The sequence below is a fragment of the Pseudomonas sp. HC1(2025) genome (assembly GCF_058742075.1).
This window is the reverse complement of the sequence record NZ_CP196017.1, coordinates 2,005,196-2,020,745: the sequence shown is the minus strand read 5'-3', so window position 1 is coordinate 2,020,745 and position 15,550 is coordinate 2,005,196. Positions and strand designations below refer to the sequence as shown.

Here is a 15,550-nt window from a genome sequence, read left to right as displayed (position 1 = left end):
CGTATGCACCCTTCATGTAGGAGCGAGCTTGCTCGCGAAGACCGTCAACGATAACGCGCGCATTCTGGATGCACGCGGCGGTCTCCGGCTTTTCGCGAGCAAGCTCGCTCCTACAGTTTCTTCTTTGTGTGGGGATGAACCATGTATCCACGTCTTTTCCTGGCCGCCACCCTGGCGACCGGCACCCAGGCTTATGCGCAAGAAAACGCCCAGGCCAGTGCCCCCGGCTTTATCGAGGGCAGCAGCCTGGACCTGAACCTGCGTCACTACTATTCCAACCAGCACACCCAGCGCAGCACCTACCTGAGCATCAAGAAACCCGGTGGCATCGAACGCACCCGCGTGCGCGAAACCTGGGTGCAGACCGCCATGCTCAAATACAGCTCCGGCTACACCCAGGGTGTGATTGGCGTGGGGGTGGATATCGGCGTATTCAGTGCGGTCAACCTGCAGCGCGGGCATGGCAAGGTGGCCAATGGCGGCGACCGCGTGCTGGTGGACAGCGACGGCGATGCGATCCCGACCTGGAGCCGGCTGGGGGTGGGCGATGTGCGGTTGCGCCTGTCCAATACCGAGCTCAAGGCCGGGCGCCTGATGACCGACAACCCGATCCTGCGCTACAAGGACAACCGCGCCCTGCCCTCCAGCTTCCAGGGCGTGGGCCTGTACAGCAACGAACTGGAATGGCTGTCGATCCAGGGCGGCAGTTTCGACCGGGCCATCCCGCGCACCGGCACCGGCGCCGAGCGCCTGACCACCACCTTCGGCAACCGCGCCTACAGCGGCGCGCGCATCAGTTACCTGGGGGCCACGCTCAAGCCGGGCTACGGCCTGGAAGCCAGCCTCTACGGCTCGCGCTTCGAGGACATGTGGGACCAGTACTACCTGGGGCTGACCCATCGCATCGGCGACAAAAACACACTCGCCCTCAAGACCGCCCTGCACTACTACCACACCGAGGACTCCGGCCAGCAGCGCCTGGGCTACATCGACAACGACGCCGCCAGCCTGGCCGTGACTGCCAACCACCAGGCCCACAGCCTGACCCTGGCCTGGCAACAGGTGTTCGGCAACGAGTACTTCGACTATGTGTGGGAGTCCACCGGCAACTACATGGCCAACTCGCTGTACTCGGACTACAACGGCCCCAACGAAAAATCCTGGCAACTGCGCTACGACCTTGACCTGGCCGCCTACGGCGTGCCCGGCCTGACCGCCAGCCTGTGGCACGCCAAGGGCTGGGGCATCGACGGCACGCACTACGAGGGTGATCGCAACGGCCACAACACCGGCTACAACGTGCGCGGGCTGGACAACGCCAAGCACAACGAAAACGGCTTGATGCTGGCGTATGTGGTGCAATCGGGGAAGTTGAAAAACTCGGTCTTGCGCACCATCGTCTACAACCACCGCGCCAGTGGCGGGCAGATTGACGGCAGCTATGACGAATTCAGGATCGTCGGCAATTTCCCCATCAACCTGTTCTGACACCCGCCCGTCGGCATCAGCAGTTGCCGACGGGTAAAATTCAGAATTCTTACACCCTACATGCGACTGCTCCGGCATTGGCTCGCCGCCGCCCTTGGTAAAAAGCCTGTTCCCTATGGACGGTTACCCAGGAACGCGGATGAAACCTTTGAAAGCAGCAGCGCTTTGCCTCATCAGTGGATGGATGATGCTCTTGAGTTCTCCCGGCCATGCCGCGGCGCCCGGTATCGAATGGTTGGTGGATTGCCCGCGCCTGCCCGGGCGGGCGCTTGACCAGGAGGTGGTGGCGCGTACCCAGTGCGGCATTGTCACCGTGCCGCTGGACCACCAGGCCCCTGACGCACGCACCTACCGCCTGACCCTCACCCGGGTCGGTGCCCAGCAGCCCCTGGAGCGCCGGGGCGTGATCTTCGCGCGACCGGCCACGGCCCAGGCGAATTTGCATGGGGTGTTCGCGGTGCATCTGGCAACCGTCTGGAAGTACTACAACACCGAGGCATACCGCACGCTGACGCGCCTCTACGACGTCGTTGAACTAAGCCCGCGCAAGGGCGTGGCCAATGAACAATCGGCGTGGGACATGGAGTTCGTGCGCCAGCAACTGGGGGAGCAACGCGTCAGCTTCCTGGGCATCGCCCAGGGCAATCTGTTGGGTGCCGAGTACGCCCAATTGTTTGCCGACCGTGTCGAGCGCATGGTGCTGATCGAGCCCGACGCAAGCACCGCCCAGGCATCCGACACGCTGCCCGCCACCCTGCGGCTCAAGGGCCCCTATCTACAGAGCACCACCACCGATGCCAGCCAGTGCGTGAACCGCTGGGCCGGCATCTACCTGGCCCAGGGCAGACAGCCGCCGTCGTCGACCCGTTGCCTGGCCGATTAGTCCACCAGCGCGCAACGCTGCATGGCGCTGGCCAGCATGTCCTGGCATTTGAGGACCGCCACCGAGCGCGGTCGGTTGCGGTAGCCGCACAGGTCAATGCGAATCCGCCCCAGGTGCTCATCGGCAATCGGCACCGCCACCAGGCCATCACCCAGGTCGCGGGCATCGGCATCCACCTGGGGCAGGATCAAGACCGCCGCCCGTTGCCGGGCCAGGCTTTTCTGCACTTCCAGGGAGCTGGTGGTAAACACCGGCTGGATCGTCACCCCACGCTTTTTCGCCGCCGCCTCCAAGGCCTGGCGCACGCCGTACGCCGAGTCGGGAATGGCCAGGGGCTGGCCTTCAAGCTCGCGCAACTCAATGCTGTCGCGCTGGGCAAACGGGTGTTCGGCGCTGACCAGTACGCGGTGCCACAACTCGCATTGCGCGGTGACTTCCACATCGGCCCGCTCCTGCAGATAGAACGCCAGGCCCAGGTCGGCCTCGCCACTGCACAGTGCATCCAGAGTGGCCGAGGCGCTGGCGATCACGATATTGAACGTGACCTTGGGGTGCGCCCGGTAGAACGCCGCGAGTACCGGCGCCAATACCGTGGAAACGATACTTTCTGACACATGAATGCTGATGTTACCCGCCACCTGGCTTTGCCGGCTGGCGATCACATCGCGCACCTGATCGAGGCCGCGCAGGGTACTGGTGACCTGCTCGGCCAGGCACTCGCCCTCTACCGTCAGGCGGATACCGCGCGGGCCGCGCTCAATCAGCGCGGCGCCAAAGAAGTGCTCCAGGTGTTCGATCTGCCGGCTGACGGCAGTGGGCGTGACGTACAAACGCTCGGCCGCCTTACGCAACGAGGCGCAGCGCGCCACCTCGTGAAAATACCGCAAGGCTCGTAATTGCATGCTCGGGTGCTCCTGCACAAAGACTGGAGCACCAAGGCACGCAATTACTGCGCCAGGCTCAATCTGCCTAACTGCACAACTCAACTGTAGGAGCTGGCTTGCCTGCGATAACGGTGGCTCAGGCAATATTTTCTCAGTTGATAAACCGCTATCGCAGGCAAGCCAGCTCCCACAGTTGATTTGAGTTGGCCTGCTAGTCCAAAGGTGGTTTACGACCTGTTTTACCTGAAAACGACCCCCGCCGTTGACGCCCCGTCCCAACCCCTATTAAGTGCTATTTATCCGCATTAATACGATAAATAGAAAACCATGCTCAGCCGCCCCCTGCGACGCAAACGCCAGAAGCTTTCCGATGTGATTGTCGAGTCGGTCAAGCGCTCGATCGTCACCGATGCCTTGAAACCCGGCGACCGCTTGCCCACCGAGCGCGAGCTGATGGAGAGCTTCCAGTGCTCCAAGGGCTCGGCCCGCGAAGCGCTCAAGGCCCTGGAGGTCGAAGGCCTGGTCAGCACCCGCACCGGCCCAACCGGTGGCGCGTACCTGAACCAGGCCGGCACGGAGCCGGCCAGCCGTGCCTTGCGCAACTACCTGCACTTCCAGCACCTGGATGGCGAGCAGGTGTACCAGTTGCGCAAAGTGATCGAGGTGGAGCTGGCCGTGTCGGTGCTGGGACGCCTGAGCGAAGACGACTATCGCGCCCTGCAAGACAACGTGGACTTTTGCAGCGCCCCGGAAGACAGCGAAGCCGGCCAGCGTGAGCAACGCCTGGCGGAACTGGAGTTCCACAATTTGCTGGCCAGGGCCTGCCCCAACCCGCTGCTGAGTTTCATGGCGCAGTTCCTCAACGACCTGCTGCGCGACCTGGTGGTGCTGAAAAAGGCCTACAAGCCCAAGCGCAAGCAGTTCGACGCGGCCAACCTGGACTATCACAAGCAACTGTTGAGCGCGTTTCGTGCCAACGATGAAGCGGCCGTGCGCAGCCTGATGCATGAACACATGTGCGACGCCGAACACCACATGACCGCGCTGGAAGGCCAGGTCAGCCCGCATTTTTTGCTGGAGTTCGACCACTCCTGAACACACCACAAATCCCTGTAGGAGCTGGCTTGCCTGCGATAGCGGTCGGTCAGGCAAATTTTCTCAACTGATCAACCGCTATCGCAGGCAAGCCAGCTCCTACAGTTTCAACCGTGTTTGACTTCAATAAAAAGGCCTGCCCACAGGCCGTGCTCCACCGTATCGCCATTGCCACTCCTGCCAATAACTAAACCAGGGAGTCACCCCATGCAGCGTCGTACGTTGTTGAAAGCCAGCCTCACCGCCGCCGCCGCGCTCAGCCTTCCGCTGAGCGTGCGCGGGGCATTCGCCGCCGAACCGTTTACCTTTTACGGCCTCAAGTCCATGTCTGGCGCCTTTGCCAGCTATGGCAAGTTTGCCGACATGGGTTCACGCCTGGCCGTGGCGCAGTACCCCGAGCTCCTCGGGCGCCCACTGAACTACAAGGTGATCGACACCGAAGGCAACGCCGGCAAGGCGGTGCGCAAGGTCCAGGAGGCGATTGGCCAGGACGGCGCGCGGTTCTTCCAGGGCTGCACCCTGTCGTCCTCGGCGCTGGCGGTGGCCAAGGAAGTCGATAAGGTTGGCGGGGTGTTCATGACCCCGGTAGGCGCCGATGAAGTCACCGGCAAGGACTGCAACGGCGCGACCTTCCGCTGGTCGGTGCCCACCTATGGCGCGATCCGCGAAACCCTGGTGCCGCTGATCAAGCTGCTGCCCGAGGCCAAGCGCTGGTACACCATCACCCCCCAATACGTGTTCGGCGAAGCGTTGCTCGAAGGCGCCAAGAGCGTGCTGGCCGAAAGCGGCCTGGAGCACGTGGGCAACAGCTATCACTCATTGCAGGAACAGGAATTTTCCGGCTACCTGACCAACGCCATCGCCGCCCGGCCCGATGTGCTGGTGTTGCTGAATTTCGGCAGCCAGTCCTCCAACACCCTGCGCCAGGCCGTCAACTTCGGCATCAAGGAGCGCATGAAAGTGCTGTTGGTGTGGTCCGCAGGCCTCGACCAGTTCCAGGAACTGGGCAGCGATGTGCTCGAAGGCGTGTACCTCGGCGCGCAGTACTGGCACCAGGTCGACACCCCGCTCAACCGCGAACTGGTCAAGCTGACCCAGGCCAAGTACGGGATCAACCCCACCTACCCGCTGGCCGCCGACTACATCAGCACCAAGGTCATGCTCGACACCATCAAGGCCACCGGCAGCTTCGACGGCCCCACCGTGGCCAAGGCCATGCAGGGCCTGAGCTACGACGGCCCGACCGGCAAGGAAACGATCCGCGCCGGCGACCACCAGGTGATCAAGGATTACTACCTGCTGGTGGGCAAGGCCACGGGCGACATGGCCGACAAGGATGACCTGGCCAAAGTCCTCAGCGCCGGCCAGTCGTTCCCACCGGTAGAAGCCACGGGCTGCAAGCTCGGCTGATCCGCCCACTTTCACCGGTAACACACGACAGGGCCGTTGACCGCGGCCGCCTGTTGGAGGATTCCTGCATGCTCAATCTTTACCTGTTCCAGATTCTCAACGGCCTGGGCCTGGGGATGATCTACTTTCTGATTGCGGTCGGGCTGACGATCATTTTCGGCCTGTTGAACTTCGTCAACTTCGCCCACGGCGCGTTCTTTTTGCTGGGCGCGTACATCTGCTACACCGTCGTCAGCCTCACCGAAAGCTTCTGGCTGGCCCTGCTGATCGCGCCGCTGGTGGTGGCCGCACTGGCGTGGCTGATCGAGCGATTATTGATCCAGCGCATCTACCACCTGCCGCACATGTTCCAGATCCTCGTGACCCTGGGCATTGCGTTGATCATCCAGGAAGCCAGCGTGATGATCTGGGGCCCGGTGGGCAAGAGCGTCGCCGTGCCGGAACTGCTGCGCGGGGTACTGGTGGTCGGCGACTTCGTGTACCCCTACTACCGCCTGTTTTTGATTGTGTTCTCGGGGCTGGTGGGCCTGGGCCTGTGGCTGCTGCTGGAGCGCACGCGCTTTGGCGCCCTGGTGCGGGCCGGCAGTGAAAGCACCGAGACGGTATCCCTGCTGGGCACCAATATTTTCCGCCTGTTCTCCATGACCTTCGCCCTTGGCGTGGCCCTGGCCGGGATCGCCGGGGTGCTGTTTGCCCCGTTGCGCGGTGCCCAGCCCTTTGTCGGCCCGGAGATCCTCGGCATCGCCTTCGTGGTGGTGGTGATCGGCGGCATGGGTTCGTTCGGCGGCGCCCTGGTGGGCGGCCTGCTGGTGGGCGTGGTGCAGAGCCTGATGACCACCCTGTGGCCCCAAGGCGCGAGCCTGATGATCTACGGCGCCATGGCCGTGGTGATTCTGGTACGCCCTTATGGCCTGTTCGGGAGAGCTTGAGATGAGTGAGAAAAACCCCCTGCCGTTCGCCAAGACCCAATCCAGGGCCATGTTGCTGTGGGTGCTGGCGGTGTTGATCGGCCTGCCGTTGATCCTGCCCTCGGCGACCCTGGCCACCGAGATCCTGATCTTTGCCCTCGCCGCCCTGGCCTGCAACCTGTTGCTGGGCTACACCGGGCTGCTGTCGTTCGGCCAAGGCATCTTCTTCGGCGCCGGTGCCTATTGCGCCGCCTTGCTGATGATCCACCTGCAACTGGGCCTGTTCAGCGCGCTGCTCGGCGCGGCCCTGGTCGGCGGGTTCCTGGCCTTCCTGGTGGGCGCCCTGGCGATCCGCCGCACCGGCATCTACTTCGTGATGCTGACCTTGGCCTTCAGCCAGATGGCCTACTTCCTGGCCTACACCCTGAGCGACTGGACCGGCGGCGACAACGGCCTGCTCAGTGTGCCGCGCCCGGAAATCCGCATCGGTGACACGGTGCTGCTGTCCCTGGCCGACGCCCGGGTGTTCTACGGGTTCGTCGCGGTGCTGTTCCTGCTGATCTTTATCGGCGCACGCCGGGTCATCGCGTCACCGTTCGGCAGCACGCTGATGGCGATCCGCGAAAACGAAACCCGCGCCTCGGCCATCGGCTACGACACGCGCCACTTCAAGATCCTGGTGTTTGTGCTGTCTGGCGCGGTCACCGGGATTGCCGGGGCGCTGTACGCCATGCTCCTGCACTTTGTGCCGCTGTCCAATATCGACCTGGTGATGTCGGAGAACATCCTGATCATGACCATCGTCGGCGGCACCGGCTCGCTGTTCGGCTCATTGCTGGGCGCCGGCTCCATTGTGCTGCTGGGGGACTTTCTCTCCGACCTGTGGCCACGCTGGCTGATGCTGCTGGGGGTGATCCTGATCCTGGTGGTGATCTTTATGCGCGGAGGCTTGTGGGGCGGCCTGTCGGCGCTGTTCGAACGTGTGCGTGGCAGCCGCAAGGCCGCCGCCGTGACCAAGGAGGAGCTGCTATGAGCATCCTGTTGGAAACCAAAGACCTGGAACTGGCCTACGGCGCCTTCCATGCCGTCAACGGCGTCAATCTCAAGGTCGAGGCCGGTACCATCCACACCATCATCGGCCCCAACGGTGCCGGCAAGACCAGCCTGTTTCACTGCCTGACCGGCGAGCGCCAGGCCACCGCAGGCGCAATCCACTTCGACGGCCAGAACCTGATGCGCAAACCGGCCCACGGCCGTGTGGGCCTGGGCATGGCCCGTTCGTTCCAGCTCACCAGCCTGTTCCAGAACCTCAGCGTGCGCGAAAACCTGCGCCTGGCCGCCCAGGGCCGTGACGGCGCACGGGCCCTGAACTTCTGGCGGCGGGTGGATAGCCAGCGCGAACACCTGGAGATGGCCGACCAGGTCCTGGAGCGCCTGCAACTCACCGCCCGCGCCGAGACCCTGGCCGGTGAACTGTCCCACGGCCAGCAACGAGTGCTGGAGGTGGGCATGTCGATCTGCTCCAAGCCCAAGCTGTTGATGCTCGACGAGCCCACGTCGGGCATGGGCATCGATGACATCCCGATCATGACCCAACTGATCAGCGACCTGGGCCGTGACCATACGGTGCTGCTGATCGAGCACAACATGAGCATCGTCATGTCCATCAGCCAACGCATCACGGTGATGAGCCACGGGCAGATCCTGGTCGAAGGCACACCGGAGTTCGTGCGCGCCGACGAACGCGTACGCACTGCTTACCTGGGAGAGGCCGCCTGATGCTGACCGTCGACAATATCCATTCCTACTACGACAAGAGCCACGTCCTGGAGGGCGTGTCCCTGACCGTCAACCCCGGCGAACTGGTGACCCTGCTCGGCCGTAACGGCGCCGGCAAGACCACCACCCTGCGCAGCATCCTGGGGATTATCTGCCCGCGCCAGGGGCAGATTCACTTCAACGGCAAACCGCTGGTGGGGCAGAAAATCTTTGAAATTGCCCGCCAGGGATTAGCGCTGGTGCCGGAGAACCGCGGGATCTTCCGCCTGCTCACGGTGGAAGAAAACCTGCGCATCGCCGTGCGCAAGACCAGCCGTTGGCAAATGGAGGACGTGTACGCGATGTTCCCGCGCCTCAAGGAGCGGCGCAAAAACGCCGGCCATGCGTTGTCCGGGGGCGAACAACAGATGCTGGCCATCGCCCGCGCCCTGCTCAACGATCCCAAGCTGCTGATCCTCGACGAACCCACCGAAGGCCTGGCCCCGGTGATCGTCGACGAACTGGTGAAGATCCTGCGCAAGATCAAGGAGGACGGCCTGCCGGTGTTGCTGGTGGAGCAGAACCTGTTGGTCTGCGACAAGCTTGCCGACCGCCACTACGTGCTCGAACAGGGCCGCGTGGTCTACGAAGGCAGCGCCGAGGCCTTTCGCGCCGACCCCACGATCAAGAACCGCTACCTGGCCCTGAGTGCCTGACCGGAGACTGCTGATGAATAGTTTTGCGCAACCGCTCAAGAGCAACGCCCCGCTGATCAACCGCGACCGCCTGTGGCAGTCGCTGATGGACCTGGCCCAACTCGGCGTCACGGCCAAGGGCGGCGTGTGCCGCCTGGCCCTGACCGACCTCGACCGCCAGGCCCGCGACCTGTTTGTGCAGTGGTGTACGGCGGCCGGGTGCAGCGTCACTGTGGATGCGATCGGCAATATTTTTGCCCGCCGCGCCGGACTTAACCCGGACCTGCCACCGGTGATGACCGGCAGCCATATCGACACCCAGCCCACCGGCGGCAAGTTCGACGGCTGCTATGGGGTGATGGCCGGCCTGGAAGTGATCCGCACCCTGAATGACTTGCAGATCCAGACCCAAGCGCCGATTGAAGTGGTGGTGTGGACCAACGAAGAAGGCTCGCGCTTCCCGCCGTGCATGATGGGTTCGGGAGTGTTTGCCGGCAAATTCGACCTCCAGGAGACCCTCGACAAGCAGGACGAGCAAGGCCTGTCGGTGGGCGCCGAGTTGCAGCGCATTGGCTACGCCGGCCCGCGCGCGGTACTCGGGCACCCGGTGGGCGCCTATTTCGAGGCGCATATCGAGCAGGGCCCGGTGCTGGAAGATCAGGCCATCACCCTTGGCGTGGTCATGGGCTGCCTGGGCCAGAAGTGGTTCGACCTGACGCTCACCGGCGTCGAGGCCCACGCCGGCCCCACGCCCATGCGCCTGCGCAAGGATGCTTTGGTGGGTGCCGCGCAGGTGGTCAGCGCGGTCAACCGCATTGCCCATCAACAGCAACCTCACGCCTGCGGCACGGTCGGCTGCCTGACCCTGCATCCGGGCTCGCGCAACGTGATCCCAGGCCAAGTGCAGATGACCATCGACCTGCGCCACCTGCATGCCGACAAGCTGCAGGCCATGGTCGATGAAGTGCGCCAGGTGATCGAGGCCACAGCCCAGCAGCATGGCTTGAGCTATGAACTGACGCCCACCGCCGACTTCCCACCGCTGGACTTTCATCCCACCTGCGTCAACGCCGTGCGCGATGCCGCCCAGGTGCTGGGCCTGAGCCACATGGACATTGTCAGCGGCGCCGGGCACGACGCAATTTTTGTCGCTGAACTGGGCCCGGCCGGGATGATTTTTGTGCCGTGCGAAGGCGGCATCAGCCACAACGAAATCGAAAATGCCGCGCCGGATGATTTGGCCGCCGGCTGCGCGGTGTTACTGCGGGCCATGGTCAACGCAGCCCAGGGAGGTCCCGCGGCATGACTGATATCGCCAACCTGACGGCCGTGCAACTGCTGGCACGCTACCGCGATAAAAGCCTGTCGCCGGTGGAAGTGACCGAAGACACGTTGCTGCGTATCGAGCGCTACAACCCGGTGGTCAACGCGTACTGCCACGTCGACCCCGAGGGCGCCTTGAACGCCGCACGGGCCTCGGAACAGCGCTGGTTCAAGGGCCAACCCTGCGGTGCGCTGGACGGAGTGCCGGCGTCGATCAAGGATTTGACCCTGACGGCCGGCATGCCCACGCGCAAGGGCTCACGCACCTCATCCGCCACCGGGCCGTGGGACGTCGATGCGCCTTTTTCGGCGTTTATGCGCAAGGCCGGTGCAGTGTTGCTGGGCAAGACCACCACCCCGGAATTCGGCTGGAAAGGCGTGACCGACAACCCGCTGTACGGCATCACCCGCAACCCCTGGGACACGCGCACCACGGCCGGTGGTTCGTCCGGCGGCGCGGGCGCGGCGGCGGCGCTGAACCTTGGCGTATTGCACCAGGGCAGCGATGCCGGCGGCTCGATCCGCATTCCCTGCGCCTTTACCGGCACCTTCGGCATCAAGCCGACCTTTGGCTACGTGCCGCAATGGCCGGCCAGCTCGATGACGATCCTCTCGCACCTGGGACCGATGACCCGCACCGTGGAAGATGCCGTGCTGATGCTACAAACCGTGGCCCAACCGGATGCCCGGGACGGCCTGATCGGCGCCCCGCGCAGCACGCCGTGGCTCACGCCGGGCACGGACCTCAAGGGCCTGCGCATCGCCTACAGCCCTGATTTTGGCTACGTGGACGTCGATCCGCAGGTGGCCAAGGTGGTCGCGCAGGCAGTCGCGGGCCTGGTGCAACTCGGGGCGCATGTGGAACAGATCGACCCGGGGTTCAGCGACCCGCTGGAGGTGTTCAACACCCTGTGGTTCGCCGGCGCGGCGCGCCTGACCGGGCAGTTGAGCGGCGCCCAGTGCGACCTGCTCGACCCCGGCCTGCTGCGCATTGCGCAACAGGGCGAACGCCTCAGCCTGGGCGACTTCAACGCGGCCCTGGAAGCCCGGGCGGCATTGGTGGCGCGCATGGCGGCGTTTCATGAGCACTACGACCTACTGGTCTCGCCGATGCTGCCGATCACCGCCTTTGATGCCGGGCATAACGTGCCACCGGGCTCTGGGCTGGGCGAATGGATGGAGTGGACGCCGTTCAGCTATCCGTTCAACCTCACCCAGCAGCCGGCGGCCTCGGTGCCGTGCGGGTTGGCGGCCAATGGATTGCCGGTGGGCTTGCATGTGGTGGGTGCGCGGTTTGCCGATGAGCAGGTGTTGCGGGTGTGCCAGGTATACGCCCAGGCATTCCCGACCCAGCACTTGCAGGCGCCGAAAGACTTGGGCTGACTCCCAAGCAAATGGGGGGGCTGGCTTGGCTGCGATGCGCATGGGTATCTACACAATTTTTTGATGGTTCTTGGGGTTGTGTACATATCCGTTGCTGCGGTCACGGCCACTTAGGGTTCCGCTCTTACAGCGGCTCACTTTTGAAGAGCGCAAAAGTAAGCAAAACGCTCTTGCCCCACCACTCGGTGCCTCGCCTAGGCTCGGCATGCCCGCAGTCAGGCATTGCTCCGTGGGCCCGCCGCGATCGGCCATCCATGGCCGTGTCGCGGCTACCCCGGCATCCTGCCGGGGTGCCCACTGCGCAATACCTGCCTGCGGCCATCGTGGTTTGACGGGGCGCCTGAGATCAAAAGCCAGATCAAAAGCAGGGCAACAGCAAAGCCAGAGCGCGAAGCTGCATTCCCCTGTAGGAGCGGGCTTGCCTGCGATGACGGCAGGTCAGCCAACAGATTCATCGACTGATACACCGCCATCGCAGGCAAGCCAGCTCCTACAGGGTACGCGTACGCTTCGACGATCAGGTCGGCTGTCAGGCCGCCTCGCGTTGCTTGTGATTTTGATCTTAGGCGCCCCGTCAAACCACGCTGGCCGTCATCCGATATTGATTTGGGGGGTAAACCGGCAGGACGCCGGTTTAGCCGCGCTGGGCCATGGATGGCCCATCGCGGCGGCCCCCCAAATCAATGTCGGATGACGGGCACACCGAGCCTAGGCGAGGTGCCGAGTGGTGGGGCAAGAGCCCTTTGCTTACTTTGGGGCTTTTCCAAAGTGAGCCGCCGTAAGGGCGGAACCCTAAGTGGCCATGACCGCAGCAACGGATATGTACACACACCCAAAAGTGCGAGCGGCGTAGAGACTCATGCCCATCGCAGCCAAGCCAAACCAGCTCCCACATTGAAGCGCATTTCACAGACCGATATGCGATTGTCACACTACAATGCCCCTCCACCCCCTCCGGAGCCGACATGGACATCGAACTGGCACGCACTTTCCTCGAAATCACCCGCTGCGGCAGCCTGGCCGCAGCCGCCGAGAAGCTGCACGTCACCCAGACCGCCATCACCGCTCGCGTGCAAAAGCTCGAAAGCCAGCTCGACAGCACCCTGTTTGTGCGCAACCGCGCCGGGGCGCGGTTGACGGCCGATGGCGAGGCGTTTGTGGTGTATGCCAATCAACTGGTGCAAACCTGGGAAGCGGCGCGCCGTGACCTGCCGTTGCCCGAGGGTTATCGCAATGTGCTGCATATCGGCGGCGAAGTCAGCCTGTGCAACCCGTTGATGCTCGGTTGGGCCAAGGCCCTGCGCGAACACATCCCCAGCCATGCGCTGCGCACCGAAGTGCGTGACGGTGAATACCTGTTGCGCCAGCTGGAGTTGGGCGTGCTGGACGCCGCGCTGGTGTTCCAGCCGCAGTACTGGCCGGGGTTGCAGGTGGAGCAGGTGCTGGAGGAAAAACTGATCCTGGTGCGCCTGGCCAGCCGTACCGATCCCTATGTGTATATCGACTGGGGCCCGGGCTTTCGCCAGCAACACGACGCCGCCCTACCGGACAAGGCCCGTGCCGCCGTGAGTTTCAACCTCGGGCCGCTGGCCTTGCAGTACATCCTGGAGAATGGCGGCAGCGGTTATTTCCGCACGCGGGTGGTGCAGAGTTACCTTGAAAGCGGGGTGATGGAACGCGTGCCCAAGGCCCCGGAGTTCAGTTTCCCGACTTACCTTGTGTACTCGCGCGAGCGTGATTCGGCGATCCTGCAACAGGCCCTGGTGCTGCTGCGCGGGGTGGTCAAGGCCGAGAGCGATTGGTCACAGCGTTGGGATCCGGTGCTTTGAACCGGTGCCCATGTTAGCCTCCTGATGTTTTCTCCTGGTCCCACCTGCCGATGAACAAGAAAAAATCCGTCACCATCAGCGACATCGCCAAACGGGTCAACATGACCACCATCACGGTGTCGCGGGCGTTGAGCAAACCCGACCTGGTCAAGCCCGCCACCCTGGCGCGGATCCTTGAGGTGGCGCGCGAGCTGGACTACGTGCCCAACGCCTTCGCCCGCGGTCTCAAGCGCAGTGAAAGCCTGATCATCGGGGTGATCACCGCGTCAGTGGACAACCCGTTCTACAGCGAAATGATCAAGGCGATTTCCCGCGAGGCGAAAAAGCACGGCTACACCATCATGCTGGTGGACACCGACGAGCTGGAGGAATTGGAAAGCAAGGCCGTGGACACCCTGCTCGGTTATCGCGTGGCGGGGATCATCCTCTCGCCGGTCTCCGACGAGCCCGACTACCAGCCCGATTACCTGGAGCGCCTGGGCAACGGCAAGACCCCGGTGGTGCTGCTCGACCGCACGATCCACGACAGCCCGTTCAGCCGCGTGGTGCTGGACAACTACCACAGCGGGATCGAGGCCGCGCAGTACCTGTTGCGCCACAACCCCGCGCTCAAGCGCCTGCTGGTGCTGACCGGGCCCGAGCATTCGCGCATCACCGTAGAGCGCCTCAAGGGCCTGCGCGAAGTGCTCGCCGAGCATCCCCAGGTGCAGGTCCAAGTGTGCGCCGGCGACTACACCTTGATGCCCTCCTACCTGCACACCCTCGACTACCTGGCCGCCCACTGCGCGCCGGATGCGATCATGGGCTTCAACCAGTTGATCACCCTGGGCGCCCTGCGCGCCTTGCGCATGCACAATATCCCCCACGACAGCCTGACCATCTGCGGCATCGACCGCCTGCCGTTTGCCGATATCTTCGGCGTGCCGATTGCCTGCGTGGCCCACGATGCGTCGCTGGCCGGCAGCAGTGCGGTGCGCCTGTTGCTCGACCGCCTGCAAGACCCGTACAAACCCCGGGACAAGGTGGTGATCGCCGGCAAGCTGGAGAACGGCTAGCGGCTGGTGTAGCCGCCATCGATCGGCAGGCTGACCCCGCTGATCATGCTCGCCGCGTCACTCAACAAAAACAGCACCGGTAACGCCACTTCCCGGGGTTGGGCAAAGCGCCCCAGGGGAATCGCCGCCAGGGCCGGGTCGCGCTTGGCCGGGTCGGCCCAGGCCTGTTGCGCCATGGGCGTGAGGGTCACGGTGGGGTTGACGCTGTTGACCCGGATCCCGAAACGCCCCCATTCGGCACATTGCACACGGGTGATCGCATCCAGGGCGGCCTTGGACGCGCAATAGCCCAGATGATCGTCCAGCGCCACCAGCGAGGCCTGGCTGGAGACGTTGACGATACTGCCGGCGATGCCTGCCGCGATCATCGCCGCCGCCACCCGGCTGGCGACTTGCGCGGCGGCGCGGGCGTTGACGTTCATCACGTGGTCGAAGGCGGCGCTGCTGATCGCCGCTGCCGGTTCCAGGCGCGAGATCCCGGCGCAATTGACCAGGCCGTGCATCGGCGGCAGGTCCTTGAGGGCCAGGTCCAGGGCGGCGCTGTTGGCGATGTCCAGGCACAGGGTTTCACAGCCCAATAGGGACAGGGCCTGGGCGTCACGGCCGATGGCGCAGACCTGGGCGCCGCTGGCGATCAGTTGCAGGGCGATTTCCCGGCCAATGCCGCTGGTGGCGCCCGTGACGAGGATGCGTTGGTGGGTGAAATCGAAGGTGGTGGTCATCAATGAATATCCCAAAGCAATAGAGAGCCCATGTGGGAGCTGGCTTGCCGGCGATGGCGGCGTGTGCGCCAACACATTGGTGACCGATACACCGCTATCGCAGGCAAGCCAGCTCTC

Annotated in this window: 14 protein-coding genes and 1 pseudogene; 13 read left to right on the top strand and 2 right to left on the bottom strand. The window is 63.9% G+C overall.

Going from position 1 to position 15,550, the window contains the following annotated elements; genetic code table 11:
• Positions 1-28: 28 nt before the first annotated feature.
• The 3 genes and pseudogenes from ACSSVH_RS09070 to ACSSVH_RS09060 all read left to right on the top strand — a co-directional run.
• Positions 29-118: pseudogene (locus tag ACSSVH_RS09070) on the top strand (outer membrane lipoprotein carrier protein LolA); the annotation flags it as partial.
• Between the two features lie 23 nt (positions 119-141).
• Positions 142-1,488 carry an OprD family outer membrane porin gene (locus ACSSVH_RS09065; RefSeq protein ID WP_170057882.1) on the top strand — a complete coding sequence of 449 codons (1,347 nt, stop codon included), beginning with the start codon at positions 142-144 and terminating at the stop codon, positions 1,486-1,488.
• Positions 1,489-1,675: 187 nt separating this feature from the next.
• Positions 1,676-2,371: an alpha/beta fold hydrolase gene (locus tag ACSSVH_RS09060; RefSeq protein WP_169956850.1), complete on the top strand. Its 696-nt coding sequence runs from the start codon at positions 1,676-1,678 to the stop codon at positions 2,369-2,371.
• Here the strand turns inward: ACSSVH_RS09060 and ACSSVH_RS09055 are convergent.
• Entirely contained in the window at positions 2,368-3,273 is a 906-nt protein-coding gene (locus ACSSVH_RS09055; protein ID WP_169956851.1) for a LysR family transcriptional regulator, read from the bottom strand. The two genes, ACSSVH_RS09060 and ACSSVH_RS09055, sit on opposite strands and share 4 nt — an antisense overlap.
• Positions 3,274-3,582: 309 nt before the next feature.
• On the opposite strand from ACSSVH_RS09055, the gene ACSSVH_RS09050 reads away from it, so the two are divergent.
• From ACSSVH_RS09050 to ACSSVH_RS09005, 10 genes are all read left to right on the top strand, one after another.
• Positions 3,583-4,350: a FadR/GntR family transcriptional regulator gene (locus tag ACSSVH_RS09050; protein ID WP_057441603.1), complete on the top strand. Its 768-nt coding sequence runs from the start codon at positions 3,583-3,585 to the stop codon at positions 4,348-4,350.
• 207 nt (positions 4,351-4,557) lie between these two features.
• Positions 4,558-5,760, top strand: a complete 1,203-nt coding sequence (locus ACSSVH_RS09045; protein ID WP_169956852.1) for an ABC transporter substrate-binding protein — start codon at positions 4,558-4,560, stop codon at positions 5,758-5,760.
• Between the two features lie 68 nt (positions 5,761-5,828).
• Positions 5,829-6,689 (top strand): branched-chain amino acid ABC transporter permease, encoded by an 861-nt coding sequence (locus ACSSVH_RS09040; protein ID WP_169956854.1) that lies wholly within the window; start codon positions 5,829-5,831, stop codon positions 6,687-6,689.
• Between the two features lies 1 nt (position 6,690).
• Entirely contained in the window at positions 6,691-7,701 is a 1,011-nt protein-coding gene (locus ACSSVH_RS09035; RefSeq protein ID WP_169956855.1) for a branched-chain amino acid ABC transporter permease, read from the top strand.
• Positions 7,698-8,447 (top strand): ABC transporter ATP-binding protein, encoded by a 750-nt coding sequence (locus tag ACSSVH_RS09030; RefSeq protein ID WP_169956856.1) that lies wholly within the window; start codon positions 7,698-7,700, stop codon positions 8,445-8,447. The genes ACSSVH_RS09035 and ACSSVH_RS09030 overlap by 4 nt, the downstream gene beginning before the upstream one ends.
• Positions 8,447-9,142 (top strand): ABC transporter ATP-binding protein, encoded by a 696-nt coding sequence (locus ACSSVH_RS09025; RefSeq protein WP_169956857.1) that lies wholly within the window; start codon positions 8,447-8,449, stop codon positions 9,140-9,142. The genes ACSSVH_RS09030 and ACSSVH_RS09025 overlap by 1 nt, the downstream gene beginning before the upstream one ends.
• Positions 9,143-9,155: 13 nt before the next feature.
• On the top strand, positions 9,156-10,427 hold the full coding sequence (locus ACSSVH_RS09020) for a Zn-dependent hydrolase (RefSeq protein ID WP_492634384.1): 1,272 nt from the start codon (positions 9,156-9,158) through the stop codon (positions 10,425-10,427).
• On the top strand, positions 10,424-11,827 hold the full coding sequence (locus tag ACSSVH_RS09015) for an amidase (RefSeq protein ID WP_170057878.1): 1,404 nt from the start codon (positions 10,424-10,426) through the stop codon (positions 11,825-11,827). The genes ACSSVH_RS09020 and ACSSVH_RS09015 overlap by 4 nt, the downstream gene beginning before the upstream one ends.
• 965 nt (positions 11,828-12,792) lie before the next feature.
• Positions 12,793-13,656 carry a LysR family transcriptional regulator gene (locus ACSSVH_RS09010; protein WP_170043524.1) on the top strand — a complete coding sequence of 288 codons (864 nt, stop codon included), beginning with the start codon at positions 12,793-12,795 and terminating at the stop codon, positions 13,654-13,656.
• A gap of 50 nt (positions 13,657-13,706) precedes the next feature.
• Entirely contained in the window at positions 13,707-14,711 is a 1,005-nt protein-coding gene (locus ACSSVH_RS09005) for a LacI family DNA-binding transcriptional regulator (protein WP_169956861.1), read from the top strand.
• Here ACSSVH_RS09005 and ACSSVH_RS09000 read toward each other — a convergent pair.
• Positions 14,708-15,433 (bottom strand): SDR family oxidoreductase, encoded by a 726-nt coding sequence (locus ACSSVH_RS09000; protein ID WP_170043523.1) that lies wholly within the window; start codon positions 15,431-15,433, stop codon positions 14,708-14,710. The two genes, ACSSVH_RS09005 and ACSSVH_RS09000, sit on opposite strands and share 4 nt — an antisense overlap.
• Between the last annotated feature and the right edge of the window lie 117 nt (positions 15,434-15,550).

Bases quoted from the DNA above. Each gene is read 5' to 3' on its own strand.
- ACSSVH_RS09065 (WP_170057882.1), top strand. From the start codon at position 142: ATGTATCCACGTCTTTTCCTGGCCGCCACCCTGGCGACCGGCACCCAG.
- ACSSVH_RS09060 (WP_169956850.1), top strand. From the start codon at position 1,676: ATGCTCTTGAGTTCTCCCGGCCATGCCGCGGCGCCCGGTATCGAATGG.
- ACSSVH_RS09055 (WP_169956851.1), bottom strand. From the start codon at position 3,273: ATGCAATTACGAGCCTTGCGGTATTTTCACGAGGTGGCGCGCTGCGCC.
- ACSSVH_RS09050 (WP_057441603.1), top strand. From the start codon at position 3,583: ATGCTCAGCCGCCCCCTGCGACGCAAACGCCAGAAGCTTTCCGATGTG.
- ACSSVH_RS09045 (WP_169956852.1), top strand. From the start codon at position 4,558: ATGCAGCGTCGTACGTTGTTGAAAGCCAGCCTCACCGCCGCCGCCGCG.
- ACSSVH_RS09040 (WP_169956854.1), top strand. From the start codon at position 5,829: ATGCTCAATCTTTACCTGTTCCAGATTCTCAACGGCCTGGGCCTGGGG.
- ACSSVH_RS09035 (WP_169956855.1), top strand. From the start codon at position 6,691: ATGAGTGAGAAAAACCCCCTGCCGTTCGCCAAGACCCAATCCAGGGCC.
- ACSSVH_RS09030 (WP_169956856.1), top strand. From the start codon at position 7,698: ATGAGCATCCTGTTGGAAACCAAAGACCTGGAACTGGCCTACGGCGCC.
- ACSSVH_RS09025 (WP_169956857.1), top strand. From the start codon at position 8,447: ATGCTGACCGTCGACAATATCCATTCCTACTACGACAAGAGCCACGTC.
- ACSSVH_RS09020 (WP_492634384.1), top strand. From the start codon at position 9,156: ATGAATAGTTTTGCGCAACCGCTCAAGAGCAACGCCCCGCTGATCAAC.
- ACSSVH_RS09015 (WP_170057878.1), top strand. From the start codon at position 10,424: ATGACTGATATCGCCAACCTGACGGCCGTGCAACTGCTGGCACGCTAC.
- ACSSVH_RS09010 (WP_170043524.1), top strand. From the start codon at position 12,793: ATGGACATCGAACTGGCACGCACTTTCCTCGAAATCACCCGCTGCGGC.
- ACSSVH_RS09005 (WP_169956861.1), top strand. From the start codon at position 13,707: ATGAACAAGAAAAAATCCGTCACCATCAGCGACATCGCCAAACGGGTC.
- ACSSVH_RS09000 (WP_170043523.1), bottom strand. From the start codon at position 15,433: ATGACCACCACCTTCGATTTCACCCACCAACGCATCCTCGTCACGGGC.